At 73.4% G+C, this 14,560-nt stretch carries 14 protein-coding genes; 9 read left to right on the forward strand and 5 right to left on the reverse strand.

What is annotated here, in order from left to right; translation table 11 throughout:
* Positions 1-40: 40 nt before the first annotated feature.
* Entirely contained in the window at positions 41-1,519 is a 1,479-nt protein-coding gene (locus H9652_RS08390; RefSeq protein ID WP_191795849.1) for a hypothetical protein, read from the reverse strand.
* Entirely contained in the window at positions 1,516-2,229 is a 714-nt protein-coding gene (locus H9652_RS08395) for a sigma-70 family RNA polymerase sigma factor (RefSeq protein WP_191795850.1), read from the reverse strand. The genes H9652_RS08390 and H9652_RS08395 overlap by 4 nt, the downstream gene beginning before the upstream one ends.
* A gap of 222 nt (positions 2,230-2,451) precedes the next feature.
* Between H9652_RS08395 and H9652_RS08400 the strand changes: the two genes are divergently transcribed.
* Positions 2,452-4,755 (forward strand): sodium-translocating pyrophosphatase, encoded by a 2,304-nt coding sequence (locus H9652_RS08400; RefSeq protein ID WP_191795851.1) that lies wholly within the window; start codon positions 2,452-2,454, stop codon positions 4,753-4,755.
* A gap of 110 nt (positions 4,756-4,865) precedes the next feature.
* Here H9652_RS08400 and H9652_RS08405 read toward each other — a convergent pair whose 3' ends face one another.
* The gene (locus H9652_RS08405) at positions 4,866-5,582 is read right to left on the reverse strand and encodes a TetR/AcrR family transcriptional regulator (RefSeq protein WP_191795852.1); all 717 of its coding nucleotides are present in this window, start codon (positions 5,580-5,582) and stop codon (positions 4,866-4,868) included.
* A gap of 190 nt (positions 5,583-5,772) precedes the next feature.
* On the opposite strand from H9652_RS08405, the gene H9652_RS08410 reads away from it, so the two are divergent.
* From H9652_RS08410 to H9652_RS08425, 4 genes are all read left to right on the forward strand, one after another.
* On the forward strand, positions 5,773-6,363 hold the full coding sequence (locus H9652_RS08410; RefSeq protein WP_191795853.1) for a hypothetical protein: 591 nt from the start codon (positions 5,773-5,775) through the stop codon (positions 6,361-6,363).
* A gap of 73 nt (positions 6,364-6,436) precedes the next feature.
* Positions 6,437-6,868 carry a hypothetical protein gene (locus tag H9652_RS08415; protein ID WP_191795854.1) on the forward strand — a complete coding sequence of 144 codons (432 nt, stop codon included), beginning with the start codon at positions 6,437-6,439 and terminating at the stop codon, positions 6,866-6,868.
* A gap of 105 nt (positions 6,869-6,973) precedes the next feature.
* On the forward strand, positions 6,974-8,563 hold the full coding sequence (locus tag H9652_RS08420) for a DUF7059 domain-containing protein (RefSeq protein WP_191795855.1): 1,590 nt from the start codon (positions 6,974-6,976) through the stop codon (positions 8,561-8,563).
* A 144-nt stretch (positions 8,564-8,707) separates the two neighbouring features.
* A complete protein-coding gene (locus H9652_RS08425) occupies positions 8,708-9,124 on the forward strand; it encodes a VOC family protein (protein WP_191795856.1) in 417 nt (138 codons plus the stop codon).
* 24 nt (positions 9,125-9,148) lie between these two features.
* Here the strand turns inward: H9652_RS08425 and H9652_RS08430 are convergent, their stop codons facing one another.
* The gene (locus H9652_RS08430) at positions 9,149-9,715 is read right to left on the reverse strand and encodes a TetR/AcrR family transcriptional regulator (RefSeq protein WP_191795857.1); all 567 of its coding nucleotides are present in this window, start codon (positions 9,713-9,715) and stop codon (positions 9,149-9,151) included.
* Positions 9,716-9,782: 67 nt separating this feature from the next.
* Between H9652_RS08430 and H9652_RS08435 the strand changes: the two genes are divergently transcribed.
* From H9652_RS08435 to H9652_RS08450, 4 genes are all read left to right on the forward strand, one after another.
* Positions 9,783-10,262, forward strand: a complete 480-nt coding sequence (locus H9652_RS08435) for a DUF2867 domain-containing protein (protein WP_191795858.1) — start codon at positions 9,783-9,785, stop codon at positions 10,260-10,262.
* Between the two features lie 130 nt (positions 10,263-10,392).
* Positions 10,393-11,346: a LysR family transcriptional regulator gene (locus H9652_RS08440; protein WP_191795859.1), complete on the forward strand. Its 954-nt coding sequence runs from the start codon at positions 10,393-10,395 to the stop codon at positions 11,344-11,346.
* A 103-nt stretch (positions 11,347-11,449) separates the two neighbouring features.
* Entirely contained in the window at positions 11,450-12,934 is a 1,485-nt protein-coding gene (locus H9652_RS08445; RefSeq protein WP_191795860.1) for a S1 family peptidase, read from the forward strand.
* Between the two features lie 134 nt (positions 12,935-13,068).
* Positions 13,069-13,575, forward strand: coding sequence for an AAA family ATPase (locus H9652_RS08450; protein WP_191795861.1), 507 nt, complete (start codon positions 13,069-13,071; stop codon positions 13,573-13,575).
* Between the two features lie 154 nt (positions 13,576-13,729).
* On the opposite strand, the gene H9652_RS08455 is transcribed toward H9652_RS08450, so the two are convergent.
* Positions 13,730-14,440, reverse strand: a complete 711-nt coding sequence (locus tag H9652_RS08455) for a hypothetical protein (RefSeq protein ID WP_191795862.1) — start codon at positions 14,438-14,440, stop codon at positions 13,730-13,732.
* Positions 14,441-14,560 lie beyond the last annotated feature (120 nt).

The following is a 14,560-nucleotide window of genomic DNA, read 5'->3' on the forward strand; positions in this document are numbered from 1 at the left end:
CACCGTGGGGTGAGCGGGGCCGCGGCCCGGGGGGGCGGGGTCAGGATCCTTCGCAGATCAGGGCGAGGGAGTCTCCGCCGACGTCCGTCGTACGCATCAGGTCCACGCCATGGACGATGGACCACCAGGCGCTGGGGGAGCTGATCCACCGTGCTCGCAGCTCCCGGTAGAGCGAAGAGTCCGCGGCAGGAACCGTGTCTCCGGCGAGCAGGACGAGGTCGTCCATGTACGTGCCCAGGGGGCCGCCAGCGGTGTCGACGCCTCTGCTCGCGTCGATGTAGGCGTCGCAGACTTCTCGATCCTTGGTCGCCGGGGCCTCGACGGCCATCCCTCCTTCGATCACCTGGAGGCTGATGGTCGGGGTCGCTCCCGAGTCGTCCACCAGCACGTCGTAGGTCCCGACGAAGCGGGAGAAGGCCAGGCCCGACGGCGCCGGGGCGGAGAAGGGCGCTCCACCCCGCAGGACCAGGGTCCAGCCGTCGTCGCTGGTCGTCCGCTGACGCTCACCGGTGCTGGCGTTCGGGGCGACGGTGAGCGTCCACGTCCCGTACGGTCCGTCGGCCACGGGGATCCGCGAGGGATCGACGAGGAGGTCGAGAGCCACGGGGTCGCCTGCCTCCGCCGCCTGGCGGAGGGACGCGTAGACGGCCGACGTGTCCGTGAGCAGGACGTCCTGGAGCGCGACAGGATCGGTGTCCGTCGCGGGCGTGATCGTCAGCGGCACGGGCTCCGAGACGAGCCACCCGTCGTACAGCGCTCCTGTGGTCTCCGGTCCCACGGTGCCGTCGGGCCCGACGGGGGCCCAGGAGTCGAGCTGGAACCGGGACAGCGCGAACACCTGGTAGTCGCCCGGGAGCATCGAGGGCGAGTGGTCGTTGAGCCCCTCAGGGTCGCAGGAGGCGAACGAGTCGACGCTCAGCTCCTGGGTGACCGAGGAACCCGGCTCCGGGGCGAGGGGGCCGTCGGTCTCCGGGAGGGGGAGGAGCGAGCTGACGATCACCCCGTCCTGCACCACGACGTAGGCGCCCGACCACTTCTCCCCGGCGAGGGTGATCCTCGCGTCGTCGGTGAAGGTCGTCGTGACCGTGGTGTCGACGAGCTCGAGGTTCTGCACCGTCAGCGCGGCCGCGTCGATGCTCAGAAGGGCGGGGAGCCGGTCGCCCGTCGGGGTCGGGGCGGGCTGCTGGCACTCGAGGGCCTGCGCGGTGAGCGGCGTCGGGAAGGTCGGCAGGGACGCAGGCGTTGGCGAGGAGGTCGCTGACGGCGACCGTGCCGGTGCGATCGGCTCCGGTCGGGCGTCCTGCGGGAGCGAGACCGCGGCGATGCCGAGGGCCCCCGCGACGCACAGCGTCGTCGCCCCGAGGGCGACCTTCTTCGCTGCCCGACGGCGTCGCGTCCGCCCGCGGACGACGTCGAGGTGGGCGTCGAGACCGGGCAGGGACGCGTCGTCGACCAGGTCACGCAGCGCGCGGCCCAGGTCGTCCTCGTGGTTCGAGGGGCCGTGGTCGGTGGTGCTCACTTCGTGTTCCTCCCGTTCGTCGTGCGCTGTGCCGTGACTGTGGGCGCCGGGTAGGCGGTGGGTGCGGCGGTGGACCCGGCGGAGGGTGCAGAGGAGGTCGCCGTCGCCGCGGCGGAGGCCGTCGTCGGGGACGCTGCGCCCAGCGTCTGCTGCATGACGGCCATCGCGTCCGACAGGTGACGCTTGACCGTCCCCTCGGCGCACCCGAGCTCCTCGGCGATGCGCGGGACCGTCAGGTCCTCGTAGTACCGGAGCACGACGCACGCCCGCTGCCGCGGAGTCAGCCGGGCGAGCGCCCTGGCGGTGTCGGCACGGGCCGTGGCCGGAGCCTCCGGTCCGGCGACGTCCTCCCGCTGACCGACGAGATGTCTCAGCCCGAGCCAGTGCCGTCGGCGGCGGTACCCGTCGAGGTAGAGCGTGAGGATCGCCCGGCGCACGTACCCCTCGAGGTGCGCGACGGGGCGGTGCGCCTCCCGGTCGGCGGTGTCGTCGAGCATGAAGAGCCGCGTCCCGCCCGAGGGCGAGCCGGGCGGCGCCTGCCGCTCCGTCGTCGTGCCCCTTCCGCGGAGCCTCGAGAACACCTTGACGAGTGCGTCCTGCACCACGTCCTCCGCGTCACGCCTGTTCCCGCAGAGCAGGTAGGCGTACCCCACGAGCGCGTCACCGCGCTGGCTGCTCAGCGCGGTGAGCTCGTCGTCCCAGTCGGCCACCGTTCCCCCCTTCTTCCGTCCGACCGCCCCTGGTGGGCGGTGTCACTGATCATGACGCTCGGCGCCCGTGGATCGTTGGGGGTGAAGTCGGGCGCGCCTCCTCGTGACGTCTCTCTCGACGTCTCGTGACGCACGCCACACATGGCTAGACTCGGGCGCATCCTCCGGGGGTGCCGGAGGACCAGCCGGTGATCCCGGTCCAGCAGTCGTCAAGGAGGACGGATGCTCACGCTCAGCTCCACCAGTCTCACGATCGTCGCGGTGATCGGGGCCATAGGCCTCGCCGCGCTGGTCTTCGCCTTCGTCCTCAGACGCCAGGTCCTGGCCGCTCCCGAGGGCACCGCGAAGATGCAGGACATCGCCCAGGCCATCCAGGAGGGGGCCTCGGCGTACCTCAACCGGCAGTTCCGGACCCTGGCGCTGTTCGCGGTGATCGTCTTCGGTCTGCTGTTCCTCCTGCCGGGCGACGCCGGGATCAAGGTGGGCCGGTCGGTCGCGTTCCTCGTCGGTGCCGGGTTCTCGGCGTGCATCGGCTACCTGGGGATGTGGCTCGCGGTGCGCGCGAACGTGCGCGTCGCCTCGGCCGCGACCCGGCCCGGGGGACGAGCCGAGGGGGCGCGCGTCGCGTTCCGGACCGGTGGTGTGGTGGGGATGTCCGTCGTGGGTTTAGGCCTGCTCGGTGCGGCCGGCGTGGTGCTGCTGTACCGAGGGGACGCACCGGCTGTGCTCGAGGGGTTCGGGTTCGGGGCTGCACTGCTCGCGATGTTCATGCGCGTGGGCGGCGGGATCTTCACCAAGGCGGCGGACGTCGGTGCGGACCTGGTGGGCAAGGTCGAGCAGGGGATCCCCGAGGATGACCCGCGCAACGCCGCGACCATCGCGGACAACGTGGGCGACAACGTGGGCGACTGCGCGGGCATGGCTGCCGACCTCTTCGAGTCGTACGCCGTCATGCTCGTCGCGGCCCTCATCCTCGGCAAGGCCGCGATGGGCGAGCAGGGGCTCGTCTTCCCGCTGATCGTCACGGCCATCGGCGCGTTCGTCGCGGTGCTGGGCGTCTTCGTCACACGCGTGCGCGGCAGCGAGAACGGCCTGCGGGCGATCTACCGCGGCTTCTACCTCTCGGCGCTCCTGGGCGCGGTCCTCGCGGGCGTCGCGGCGTTCGTGTACCTGCCGTCGTCGTTCTCCGAGCTGTCGGGCACCGCGGACCTGGGCGACGTCACGAGCGACCCGCGCGTGGTCGCGGCGCTCGCGGTCCTCATCGGCGTGGTCCTGGCGGGCATCATCCTGTGGGTCACGGGCTACTTCACGGGCACGACGTCGAAGCCCACCCTCCACGTGGCCGCCACCTCCCGCACGGGTGCGGCCACGGTCGTCCTGTCCGGGATCGGGGTCGGGTTCGAGTCCGCGGTGTACACCGCGGGCATCATCGCGGCAGCGATCTGCGGCGTCTTCCTCATCGCGGGCGGCTCGGTCTGGCTGTCGCTGTTCCTCATCGCGCTCGCGGGCTGCGGGCTCCTGACGACGGTCGGCGTGATCGTCGCGATGGACACGTTCGGGCCCGTCTCGGACAACGCGCAGGGCATCTACGAGATGGCCGTCGGCGAGTCGGGCGACGGCAACCCGGAGGCCGCGCAGATCCTCACGGACCTCGACGCCGTGGGCAACACGACCAAGGCCATCACCAAGGGCATCGCGATCGCGACCGCGGTCCTCGCGGCGACCGCGCTGTTCGGGTCCTACGCCGACGCCGTGGGCGGGGCGCTCGCGGACATCACGAACCCGGCCGGCGGGCTCGTCGTCTCGATGCTCGACTACTCGATCATCTCGCCCATCACCCTGGTCGGGGTGATCCTCGGCGCCGCGACCGTGTTCCTGTTCTCGGGGCTCGCGATCGACGCCGTGACCCGCGCGGCCGGCGCGATCGTGTACGAGGTGCGTCGCCAGTTCCGCGAGCACCCCGGGATCATGACGTACGACGAGCGCCCCGAGTACGGCAAGGTCGTCGACATCTGCACCCGTGACTCGCTGCGCGAGCTCGCGACCCCGGGCCTGCTGGCCGCGTTCGCGCCCATCGCGGTGGGCTTCGGGCTGGGGGTGGGGCCGCTCGCGGGCTTCCTCGCGGGGGCCATCGGTGCCGGCGTGCTCATGGCGGTCTTCCTGGCGAACTCGGGCGGTGCGTGGGACAACGCGAAGAAGATCGTCGAGGACGGCGCGTACGGCGGCAAGGGATCGCCCGCGCACGAGGCGACCGTCGTCGGCGACACCGTGGGCGACCCGTTCAAGGACACGGCCGGTCCGGCGATCAACCCGCTGCTCAAGGTCATGAACCTGGTCTCGGTGCTCATCGCCCCGGCCGTGGTGCTGCTGAGCGTCCCCGAGGACGCCAACCACACGCTGCGCATCGCGATCGCGGTGGTCGCGGCGGGCATCGCGTTCGGAGCCGTCATCCTGTCGAGGCTGCGCGCGGCGCGCGTGGACCGTGAGCAGATGGCGGAGGAGCCGCAGGCCGTGCGGACGAGCTGAGGCCCAACCGGGGGAATCTCGTCGGAAGGGGGGGGCGCGGGGGGCCCCCCCCCCCTTCTGTCGAACCGACCCCACGCGCGCGCTGTCTCCTGACGGTCGTCGCGCCCGTCTCAGCGCCAGTGCTCCAGCAGCCGCGCCGTCGTCCCTGTCGCCCTGTCGAGGACGTCCTCGGTCCCGTCGGCGGCCGCGGACAGGAGCGCGGCGTCGATGAAGTGACCCAGGAGGTCGACGTCGGTGACGTGGTCGTACCCGCTGGCCTCGAGCACGGTCCGCAGGGCCGCGAGCAGCCGGGGGCGGCTCGCGCGCAGGATGGGGCGCAGCGCGGGGTCGCGCATCGCGGTGAGCACGGGGTCGAGCCGGACGTCGACCACCTGGTCGTCGACCGAGGGCGCGTAGAACGTCTCGATGAGCAGCCGTGCGGTCGTCGCGGTCGAACGGTCGCGACGTGCGAGACCGTCGGCCTTCTCGGTCGCCGCGGTGCCGCGCAGGTCCTCGGCGGCCTCGACCGCGGCCGTGACGAGCGCGGAGCTCGACGGGAAGTAGTACGAGGCCGAGCCCTGTGGGACCTGTGCCGCGCGTGCGACCCGTCGGTGCGTGACGGCCGGGAAGCCCTCGGCGAGCAGGAGGCGTGCGGCGGCGTCGACCATGGAGCGCTGACGGTCGCTGCTGCGGGCCTGGACGGGGACGCGCGCGTCGGTGCTCCGCCGTCGGGCGGTCGTGGGGTCCGGGGGGACGGTGGGAGGGGTGTCGGGGCGGGCGAGGAGGGGCTCGCCCTCCGGTCCCGTGGCGTGGGAGGGTCCGACCGTCTCTCGCTGCGTCGCGCTCACGCGGTCATCCTAGGGAGAAACCGGACCAAGGGGGCGTCGTCCACCGTGGAGAACTGGTGACGGTCGCGGGGCAGGTGGTCGGGGACCGGGTCGGCCGAGCGCTGACGGACGTCCGCTCCGCGTCGATCCGGCCGTCCCGGCGCGGGCCAGGGAGTTTCGGTGCAGGGCCTCCAGCCCGCATCATGGAGGGATGAAGACCTCGTTCCTGCGCCCGACGACGGCGCTCGCCGTCGTCGCGCTGCTTGCCCTGGGAGCCTGCTCGGGTGGGGGCGACCCCGAGTCGTCCGCCGCGTCGCCCACCTCGCCCGCGGCCGCCGGCGCCCCCGCCGCGCCGGCCGCCAGCACCCCGGTCGACGCTGCGACCGACGCGGCGTCGGCGGCCGACGCGGACGCCGCCGCAGCAGCGGAGGGTGACCCGGCCGCCCCGGCCGACCCCGCCGTCGACACCTCGTTCTGCGCCGAGACCGAGGCCGCGTGGGCCGCGGCCAACACCGCGCAGGTGTCGATGAGCGTGGACCATCCCCGCACCCTGGTGACGGGGTTCGAGAACGCCCGGGTCGCGCTCACCAGCGTCGAGCCCCCCGCGGACGTCGCGGTCGACTGGAAGACCGTGACGTCCTACGTCTCGACCGCGGCCAAGGCGCTCGCGAAGGCCGACAGCGACTCCCCGAAGGAGATCGTCAAGGCGCTCGACGACGCGGGCAAGGACCTCGACACGGACGCCATGACGGCGGCGTCGGCACGTGTGACGGCATACCTGGACACCACCTGCCGCGCGTGAGGCGCATGGGGAGAACTGCCCAGGGGGCGAATTCTGGCGCCGATGCTCACAGCAATGCTCCAGGATGGGGTCCGTGACCAACCGAAAGAGCACGACCACGACCCTCGGCGGTATCGCGACCGCCGTCCTCCTGACCTTCTCCCTCGCCGCGTGCAGCGGCGGCGGCGCGGACGTCGCCGCGTTCTGCAAGGCCAGCGAGGACCTCGACGCCACCATGGCCGACGTCGACCCGTCGGACCTCGCGAGCACCGGTGGCGCCTTCACCACCCTTGCCGCCGAGATGGAGAAGATCACCGCCCCCGACGACGTCGCCGCGGACTGGAAGGTCCTGACCGGAGCCATGGGCGACGCCGGGGCGGCCTTCACCGAGCTGAACGACCTCGACCCGACCGACCCGGCGTTCGTCGACAAGGCGACCGCCGTCGGTGACGACATCCAGAGCGACGAGGTGACCGCCGCGATGAAGAACCTCGAGACGTTCTCCGCGGAGAACTGCAAGGCCTGACCCGAGAGCCGTCCCGGAGGGGCCGGTCCCGCAGCGCGCGCTGTGAGGCCGGCCCCTCGTCGGCGGCCCGGGCGCCCCGCGGGTCGCCCGGGGGAGGATAGGGGCATGTCCCTCGGTGAACCCACGATCGACCCACGCCTCCTGCCGCTGCTGCGCGACGACCTCGCGGCCGCCTCCTACACGGTCGACGGGGTCGAGGACTTCCTCGGTCCGCTCGCGGCCGCGGCCCTGCACCGCGAGCAGGCCGTCCCCGCGCTGCGCGTCGCCCGGGCCGCGCTCGACGACGCGACCGGTGCGGCGTCGTCGGGCAGGAAGGACCCGCGGGCCGTCCTCGCGGGGCTCTTCCTGCTGGGCCTCGAGGTCCGCCGCGCGGACCACGCCGCCGCGCTGCCGGGCGTGGGGACCGACGGCGCCGCCCGCCTCGGGCTCGTGACCGCGGCGGGCAACGGGCCCGACGACGGCGTCCGTGCCCTCCTCGACCTGCGCCCCTACGCCGCGGCCGACGCGGCCGGTCCGGTCACGTGGTGGCTGGCCTCCGACCTGGGCGAGCTCGCGACCGGGCGACGCCTCGCAGGCGACCACGTGCTCGGCGCGGGCGGCGCCTCGATCACGCTCGCGCAGGTCACGATGCGCACGCCCGTGGACCGGGTGCTCGACCTCGGGACCGGCTGCGGCATCCAGGCCCTGCACGCCTCGCGGCACGCACGGTCGGTCGTCGGGACCGACATCTCCCGGCGAGCGCTGCGGTTCGCCGAGTTCAACGCGGCCCTCGACGGGGTGAGCCTGGACCTGCGGGAAGGGTCGATGCTCGACCCCGTCGCGGGCGAGCAGTTCGACCTCGTGGTCTCCAACCCGCCGTTCGTCATCACGCCGCGCGGTGTTCCGGGCGGGACCAGCAGCGCCCTTCCTGAGTACGAGTACCGCGACGGGGGCCGCGCGGGCGACGACCTGGTGCGCGACCTGATCGTGAACGTCGGGGACGTGCTGGCGCCGGGCGGCGTCGCGCAGATGCTCGGCAACTGGGAGCACCGGCGTGGCGAGCCGTGGACCGAGCGCGTGGGTGCCTGGCTCGAGGAGGCCGGGCTCGACGGCTGGATCATCCAGCGCGAGGTCCTGGACCCGGCCGAGTACGCCGAGACGTGGATCCGTGACGGTGGCACGACCCCCGAGCGCGAGCCCGGGGCGTGGGCTGCGTCGTACGAGGCGTGGCTCGACGACTTCGCGACGCGCGACGTCGAGGCCGTGGGCTTCGGGATCGTCACGCTCCGCAAGCCCGCCGAGGGGCACGGGGTGAGCCTGCGCCGACTCGAGGAGCACACGGGGTCGGTGCGTCAGCCGCTCGGCGGGCACCTGGCCGCCTCGCTCGCGGCGCACGACTGGCTCGCGGCCCGCGACGACGCGACGCTCGCGTCCTCGCGCCTCGCGGTGGCTCCCGACGTGACCGAGGAGCACTACCTGACGCCCGGCGCCGAGGACCCCAACGTCGTGATCGTGCGCCAGGGCGACGGTCTGGGGCGGGGGATCCAGGCGTCGACCGGGCTCGCGGCGCTCGTCGGGGCGAGCGACGGAGAGCTCACCGTGGGACAGCTGATCGGGGCGATCGCGTCGCTGTTCGAGGTCCCGGCCGGCGACCTCGCGGGCGAGCTGCTCCCTGCGGTGCGCGGCCTGGTGCGGGACGGCTTCCTGCTCCCGTGACGCTCGGGTGCCGAGCACGGGGTTGAGGTCGTTCTCCCGGCGATGACGGCCTCAACCTCGTGCTCGACCGTACGGAACTCCGTGGTCGGCCGCAGCGACCGGAAAGGCCGTGCGGCGGGCGACGCGCCTCCCTAGGTTGAGCCCATGACCTCTCGCATCCAGCACACGACGTTCGACGCCCGCGACGCCTACGCACAGTCGGTCTGGTGGTGCGGGGTCCTCGGCTACGTCGAGGACCCCGACGACCCGAACCTGCCCGGCCACGAGGAGTGCACGATCTTCCCGCCCGCCGGCACCCACGCCCCGGCCGAGTCCCGCGGGCGCCTGCTGTTCATCGAGGTCCCGGAGAGCAAGGAGATCAAGAACCGGCTCCACCTGGACCTGCGGCCCACCGACGGGACGCGCGAGCAGGAGGTCGAACGGCTCCTCGGCCTGGGGGCGACCAGGCTCGCCGACCACCGACGACCCGACGGGTCCGGGTGGGTCACGCTCGCGGACCCCGAGGGCAACGAGTTCTGCATCCTGCGCAGCGACGCCGAGGTCGCGGCCCAGGGCGGCTGAGCCGCACCCCGCTCGGACCCGCCGTCAGTCCCGCCCGAGGATCATCGCGAGGCTCAGCTCGCGCACGGCCCGCGCGTCGTCCCCCGTGGGCGCCAGGTCCGGGGTCGCGAGCGTCAGGTGCTCGGCGCCCACGACGGTCGCGAGCGCGATGGTCGCGCGCGCCCGGGCCTCGTCGGGCGAGAAGCCTGCCGAGCGCAGGAGGCGCGTGACGACGTCGAGCCGCTGGGCCGTGACGCGGGACATGGCCGCGGCGACGCCCGGGAGGTCGGTCTGCGCGTAGAGGAGCTGCTCGCCCGTCCGGGGCGAGCGGCGGCGGGTCACGGCGGTGAAGAGCGCGGCGAACTGGTCCGCGGGGCTGCCGGGCGTGTTCTCGACCTCCTCGACGATCCGCGCGGTCTCGGCCTCCCAGCGGGCGAGGACGGCGTCGACGAGGGCCTGCCGGTCGGCGAAGTGCCAGTAGAACGACCCCTTGGTCGCGCCGAGCGCGCGCGCGACGGGCTCGACCTTGACGGCGTCGAGCCCGGCGGTGGTGAAGGCGTCGTAGGCGGCGTCGACCCAGGTGGCGGCGTCGAGGCGGGTGGTCGGCGGCATGTTCCGTACGCTACCGTACGGAGAAACCGTACGGCGACGTACGGTCCGGTTCGAGGAAGGCGATCCCATGACCGCAGCACCCGTGAAGCCCCACTTCTCCTCGCTCGCGTTCGAGGACGTCCCCCGACCCGACCACGCCGACGTCGTGGTCGTTCCCTTGCCCGACGGCGCCACGACCGACCCCGCCGCATGGGCCCGCGCGATCTTCGACGTCCGTTCGACGCCCCTGTGGGTGCGTGCCGCGTTCGTCCTGCGCCAGGCCCTCGTCCCGCTCATCGGGGTGAGCCGCGGCGACCAGAGCGTCTTCGACGTCTCTCGGGTCGAGGGGGAGGAGGCGCTCATCGTCGCGGACGACACGCACCTCGACTTCCGCTGCGCGGTAGGGGTCGACGGCGCCGCTCGTCTCGTGCGCGTCACGACCGTCGTACGTCTGCACGGCTGGAAGGGGCGCGCCTACTTCCTCCCCGTGCGCCTGGCCCACGGTCCCGTGCTGACCGCGATGCTGCGCCGGGCGGCCCGCCGCATGGGCAGCTCTCCCGGACGGTGACCTGCCGAGCACGGGGTTGCGGTCGCCATCCGGGCGATCGCGACCTGCACCCAGTGCTCGACCGCTCGGAACCCCGTGCTCGCGCACCGCGCAGGCGCGGAACATCACCCGCCGCGCTAGTTTCAGGCGCATGGACCTCGAGCTCCGTCACCTGCGGCTGATCGTGGCCGTCGCGGACCACGGGAGCGTGACGCGGGCCGCGGCGGCCCTCGGGATCGCCCAGCCGGCGCTGACCGCGCAGCTCAACCGCATCGACCGTTCGCTCGGCGGGCAGGTCTTCACGCGCGACCAGCGCGGCGCCCACCCCACGGCCCTCGGTGAGCTCGTCCTGGGTCGGGCCCGCATGGTCCTGCCCGCCATGACCTCGCTGCTCGACGACGTCCAGCAGCACGTCAACCGTGACGAGGACGGCCCGGGGACGCTGCGCGTCGGGACCGTGGCGAGCGCGCTCGCGGGACGGTTCGTGCACCGCCTCGTCACGGCCCTGCCCGACGTCCGGGTCACGACCGCCACGAGCTGGTCCGTGGACGACACCGCGCAGCAGATCGCGGCGGGCACGCTCGACGTCGCGCTCGTGGGTCTGTGCTCCGACGCGAGCCCGCCCACGACGGGCGGCGTGACGTGGTGGCGCGTCGACGTCGACCCCGTGTTCGTGCTGCTGCCGGACGCGCACCCGCACGCCGACCGCTCGTCGGTCCCGCTGGGCGAGCTCGCCGACGAGGTGTGGCTCAGCGGCCCCGGGGACGGCTGCTTCGAACGCTGCTTCGCGCAGGCGTGCGCACGGGCGGGCTTCACGCCGTCGGGCCTGAGCGAGGCCGACCGCCCGACCGTGATCGACCTGGTCCAGGCCGGGCACGCGGTCGCCCTGGTCCAGCCGACGTTCCCCGACACCCCGGGCACGCAGGTCGTGCCGCTCGACGGTGCGCCGCTGCGGTGGGCGCACTACGTGGGGTGGCGCGGGGGCGCGGCGCACCTGCCCGTCGAGGTGCTCGTCGACGCCGCCGTCCGGTCCCACCACGACGCCGTGAGCCGCAGCCCGCGCTACCTGTGCTGGCTCGACACCTACGGGGAGACCCGTACATAACGCCCCGGTATGACCCGGCTGGCATCTGTGCCGCCCGCTTCCCGCTCCCTAGCGTGAGCCTCGTTCACCCGGCGATCCCGGGACCCGACGAAGGGACAGCGAGATGGCACGATCATTCTGGAGGACGCTCGCCACGGCGTGCGCCGCGACGGCGATGGTTGCCGGACCCACAGCGCTCGCCGCGAACGCGGCGACACCCAGCCCCGATGCACCGACGATCTCACCCCAGACCTCCTCGAAGGTCTCGCCCGAGGTGCTCCGCGCCCTCCAGCGGGACCTGGGGCTGAGCGCCAAGGACGCGACGAGGCGTCTGGCGTTCCAGTCCGACGCGGCGAGCACCGAGGACGCTCTCGCCGAGAGCCTGGACGCCTACGCGGGCGCCTGGGTCGACCCCGCCAAGAACACCCTGTACGTGGGCGTCGCCGACGACGCCGAGGCCAAGGAGGTCCGTGCGGCGGGCGCGACCCCCGTGGTCGTCGACCACACGCTCGCCGAGCTCGACACGTGGAAGGCGGCGCTCGACGGCGAGCTCACCGACCCGGCCGCGGTGCCGAGCTGGTTCGTCGACGTCACGACCAACCAGGTCGTCGTCAACGTGCACGACGGCGGCCGCGCCCTCGCGGAGCAGGCCGCCGCGAGCGCGGGCGTTCCCGCGGGCGCCATCACCTACGTGACGACGACCGAGGCACCTCGCCCGCTGATCGACGTGGTGGGCGGCAACGCGTACACGATGGGCTCGGGCGGACGCTGCTCGGTCGGCTTCGCCGTGAACGGGGGCTTCATCACGGCTGGGCACTGCGGCACGGTCGGTACCCGGACATCCGGGCCGGGCGGCACGTTCCGCGGGTCGAGCTTCCCCGGCAACGACTACGCCTGGGTACAGGTCGACGCGGGCAACACCCCGGTCGGCGCGGTCAACAACTACAGCGGCGGGCGCGTCGCGGTCGCGGGCTCGACGGCCGCGCCCGTGGGGGCCTCCGTCTGCCGGTCCGGTTCCACGACGGGCTGGCGCTGCGGGACCATCGCGGCCTACAACAGCTCGGTGACCTACCCGCAGGGCACCGTCTCTGGGCTCATCCGCACGAACGTGTGCGCCGAGCCGGGCGACTCGGGCGGCTCGCTCCTCGCGGGCAACCAGGCGCAGGGCGTGACCTCTGGCGGGTCGGGCAACTGCTCGTCGGGCGGGACGACGTACTTCCAGCCCGTCAACGAGGCGCTCGGGGCGTACGGGCTCACGCTCGTGACCTCGGGTGGTGGGGGCACCGAGCCGCCGCCGGCCGGGTGCCCGGGCTATGCGCGCACCTACCAGGGCAGCGTCTCGGCCGGGACCTCGGTCGCGCAGCCGAACGGTTCGTACGTCACGGCCGGCAGCGGGGCGCACCGGGTGTGCCTGAGCGGTCCGGCGGGCACCGACCTGGACCTGTACCTGCAGAAGTGGACCGGGTCCACGTGGGCGAACGTCGCGCAGTCGACGTCGTCCGGTGCCGCTGAGGCGATCACGTACACAGGGACCGCCGGGTACTACCGGTACGTGGTGAACGCGTACGCGGGCTCCGGCGCGTACACGCTAGGAGCGACGACGCCGTAGCCCCCTCGGTCGAAAACGGGTTTGAGGTCGCTACCGGTCCGGTGGCGGCCTCAACCCCGTTCTCGGCACCTTCGACCGACGCCGGCGGCATGTTCAGCGAGCCCTGTGGGCGGCGAGGGCCTAGTCTCACGATCGTGCTGATCGCCATGGCGGGACTGCCCGGAACCGGCAAGAGTCGACTCGCGCGCCTCCTCGCGCGCGACCTGGGGGCGGTGATGCTCAGCGTCGACCCCGTCGAGGACGCGTTCCTGCGGGCGGGGGCCGTGCACGACGACGTCACGGGCCTGGGCGCGTACCTCGCCGTCGAGGCGGCCGCCGAGGAGAACCTGCTCCTGGGCCACGCCGTGATCGTCGACGCGGTCAACGACCACCCCGCGGCCCGGCAGCAGTGGGTCGACCTCGCGGCGCGGGCGGCCACCCGGCTCTGGTTCGTCGAGGTCTACCTCGCGGACGAGGACCTGCACCGCGAGCGCCTCGTGACCCGGGGCACGCGGTACCCCTCGCTCCCGGAGCCCTTGTGGGACTCGCTCGCCGAGCGTGCCCGGGCGCTCGCAGGCTGGACCGACCCGCGGCTGCGGCTCGACGCGTCGCTCGACGACGCGGAGCTCCTCGCGGCGGCCAAGGACTGGCTGGACGGCTGAGCCCCCTCCCGCCAAGCCCCAACCCCAACCCCGGCCCCTCCGCCCGCCCAGCCTCGCTGCCGAGCATGCGGTTGGCGTCGGGATCCGGCCCGGATCCGACCACGACCGCATGGTCGACAGACGCCCACCGCACGTTCGGCCAGCGGCGCCGTCCTCACGCGCCGTCCGACCGGTGGCCACCCACCGAGTCCACCGGGGTCCGCGAGTCCACCGGGTCCACAGGACCCGCCGAGTCGGCCGGAGCGGCTCGCTCGCCCCGCCCCGAACCGGTGTCCTTCGAGTCGTCCTTCTTCGCGTCGCTCCCGAGCCCGAGCAGCACCCACACGGGACCGAACACGACCCACGCCCCGAGCACGACCGAGACCCGCAGCGCCCAGGTCCACAGCGGGTCGTCGGGCCACTGCGCGGGCGGGAGCAGGCCGTCGCCCGCGACGACCGACAGGGTGCTGATGACTCCGAGCGCGATCACGGCGGCGATCAGCGCCTTGCCGAGCTCGCGCATCTCGTGCACGAGCCCCGCCAGGCCGTCCTTGGGGGGCTTGACGGGCGCGGGCCCGTCACCGAACCAGTGCGCGGCGCGGACGTCGGCCCACGAGACGATCGAGTGCCCGAACGCGACCGTGAACCCCAGGTAGACGGCCGCGAGCCCGTGCACGGCCTCGGGCGGCGACCCGCCCGCGACGTCCGCGATCGACACGGTCACGAGCAGCAGGTCGATGAGCGGCACGGAGAGGAGCAGGACCGTGCTGAGCCGCCTCCGGCGCAGCACGTACCGCGAGATCAGGCCCGCTCCGAGCACGACCCAGAAGCCGACCTCGCACGCGAGGATCAACAGGACCAGCGGGTTCTCCAGGAGGCTCGGCATGGTGTCCATGCTGGTCGGGTGCAGGCCCGACGGCGTCGCCCACCTCGCCGATCTTCGCTCGCCGCGCATACATCGTTCGACGGAGGGCTTCGACGGAGGTCCGCGTCGGCGGGCACCGGG

Source organism: Oerskovia rustica (genome assembly GCF_014836555.1).
GTDB lineage: Bacteria > Actinomycetota > Actinomycetes > Actinomycetales > Cellulomonadaceae > Oerskovia > Oerskovia rustica.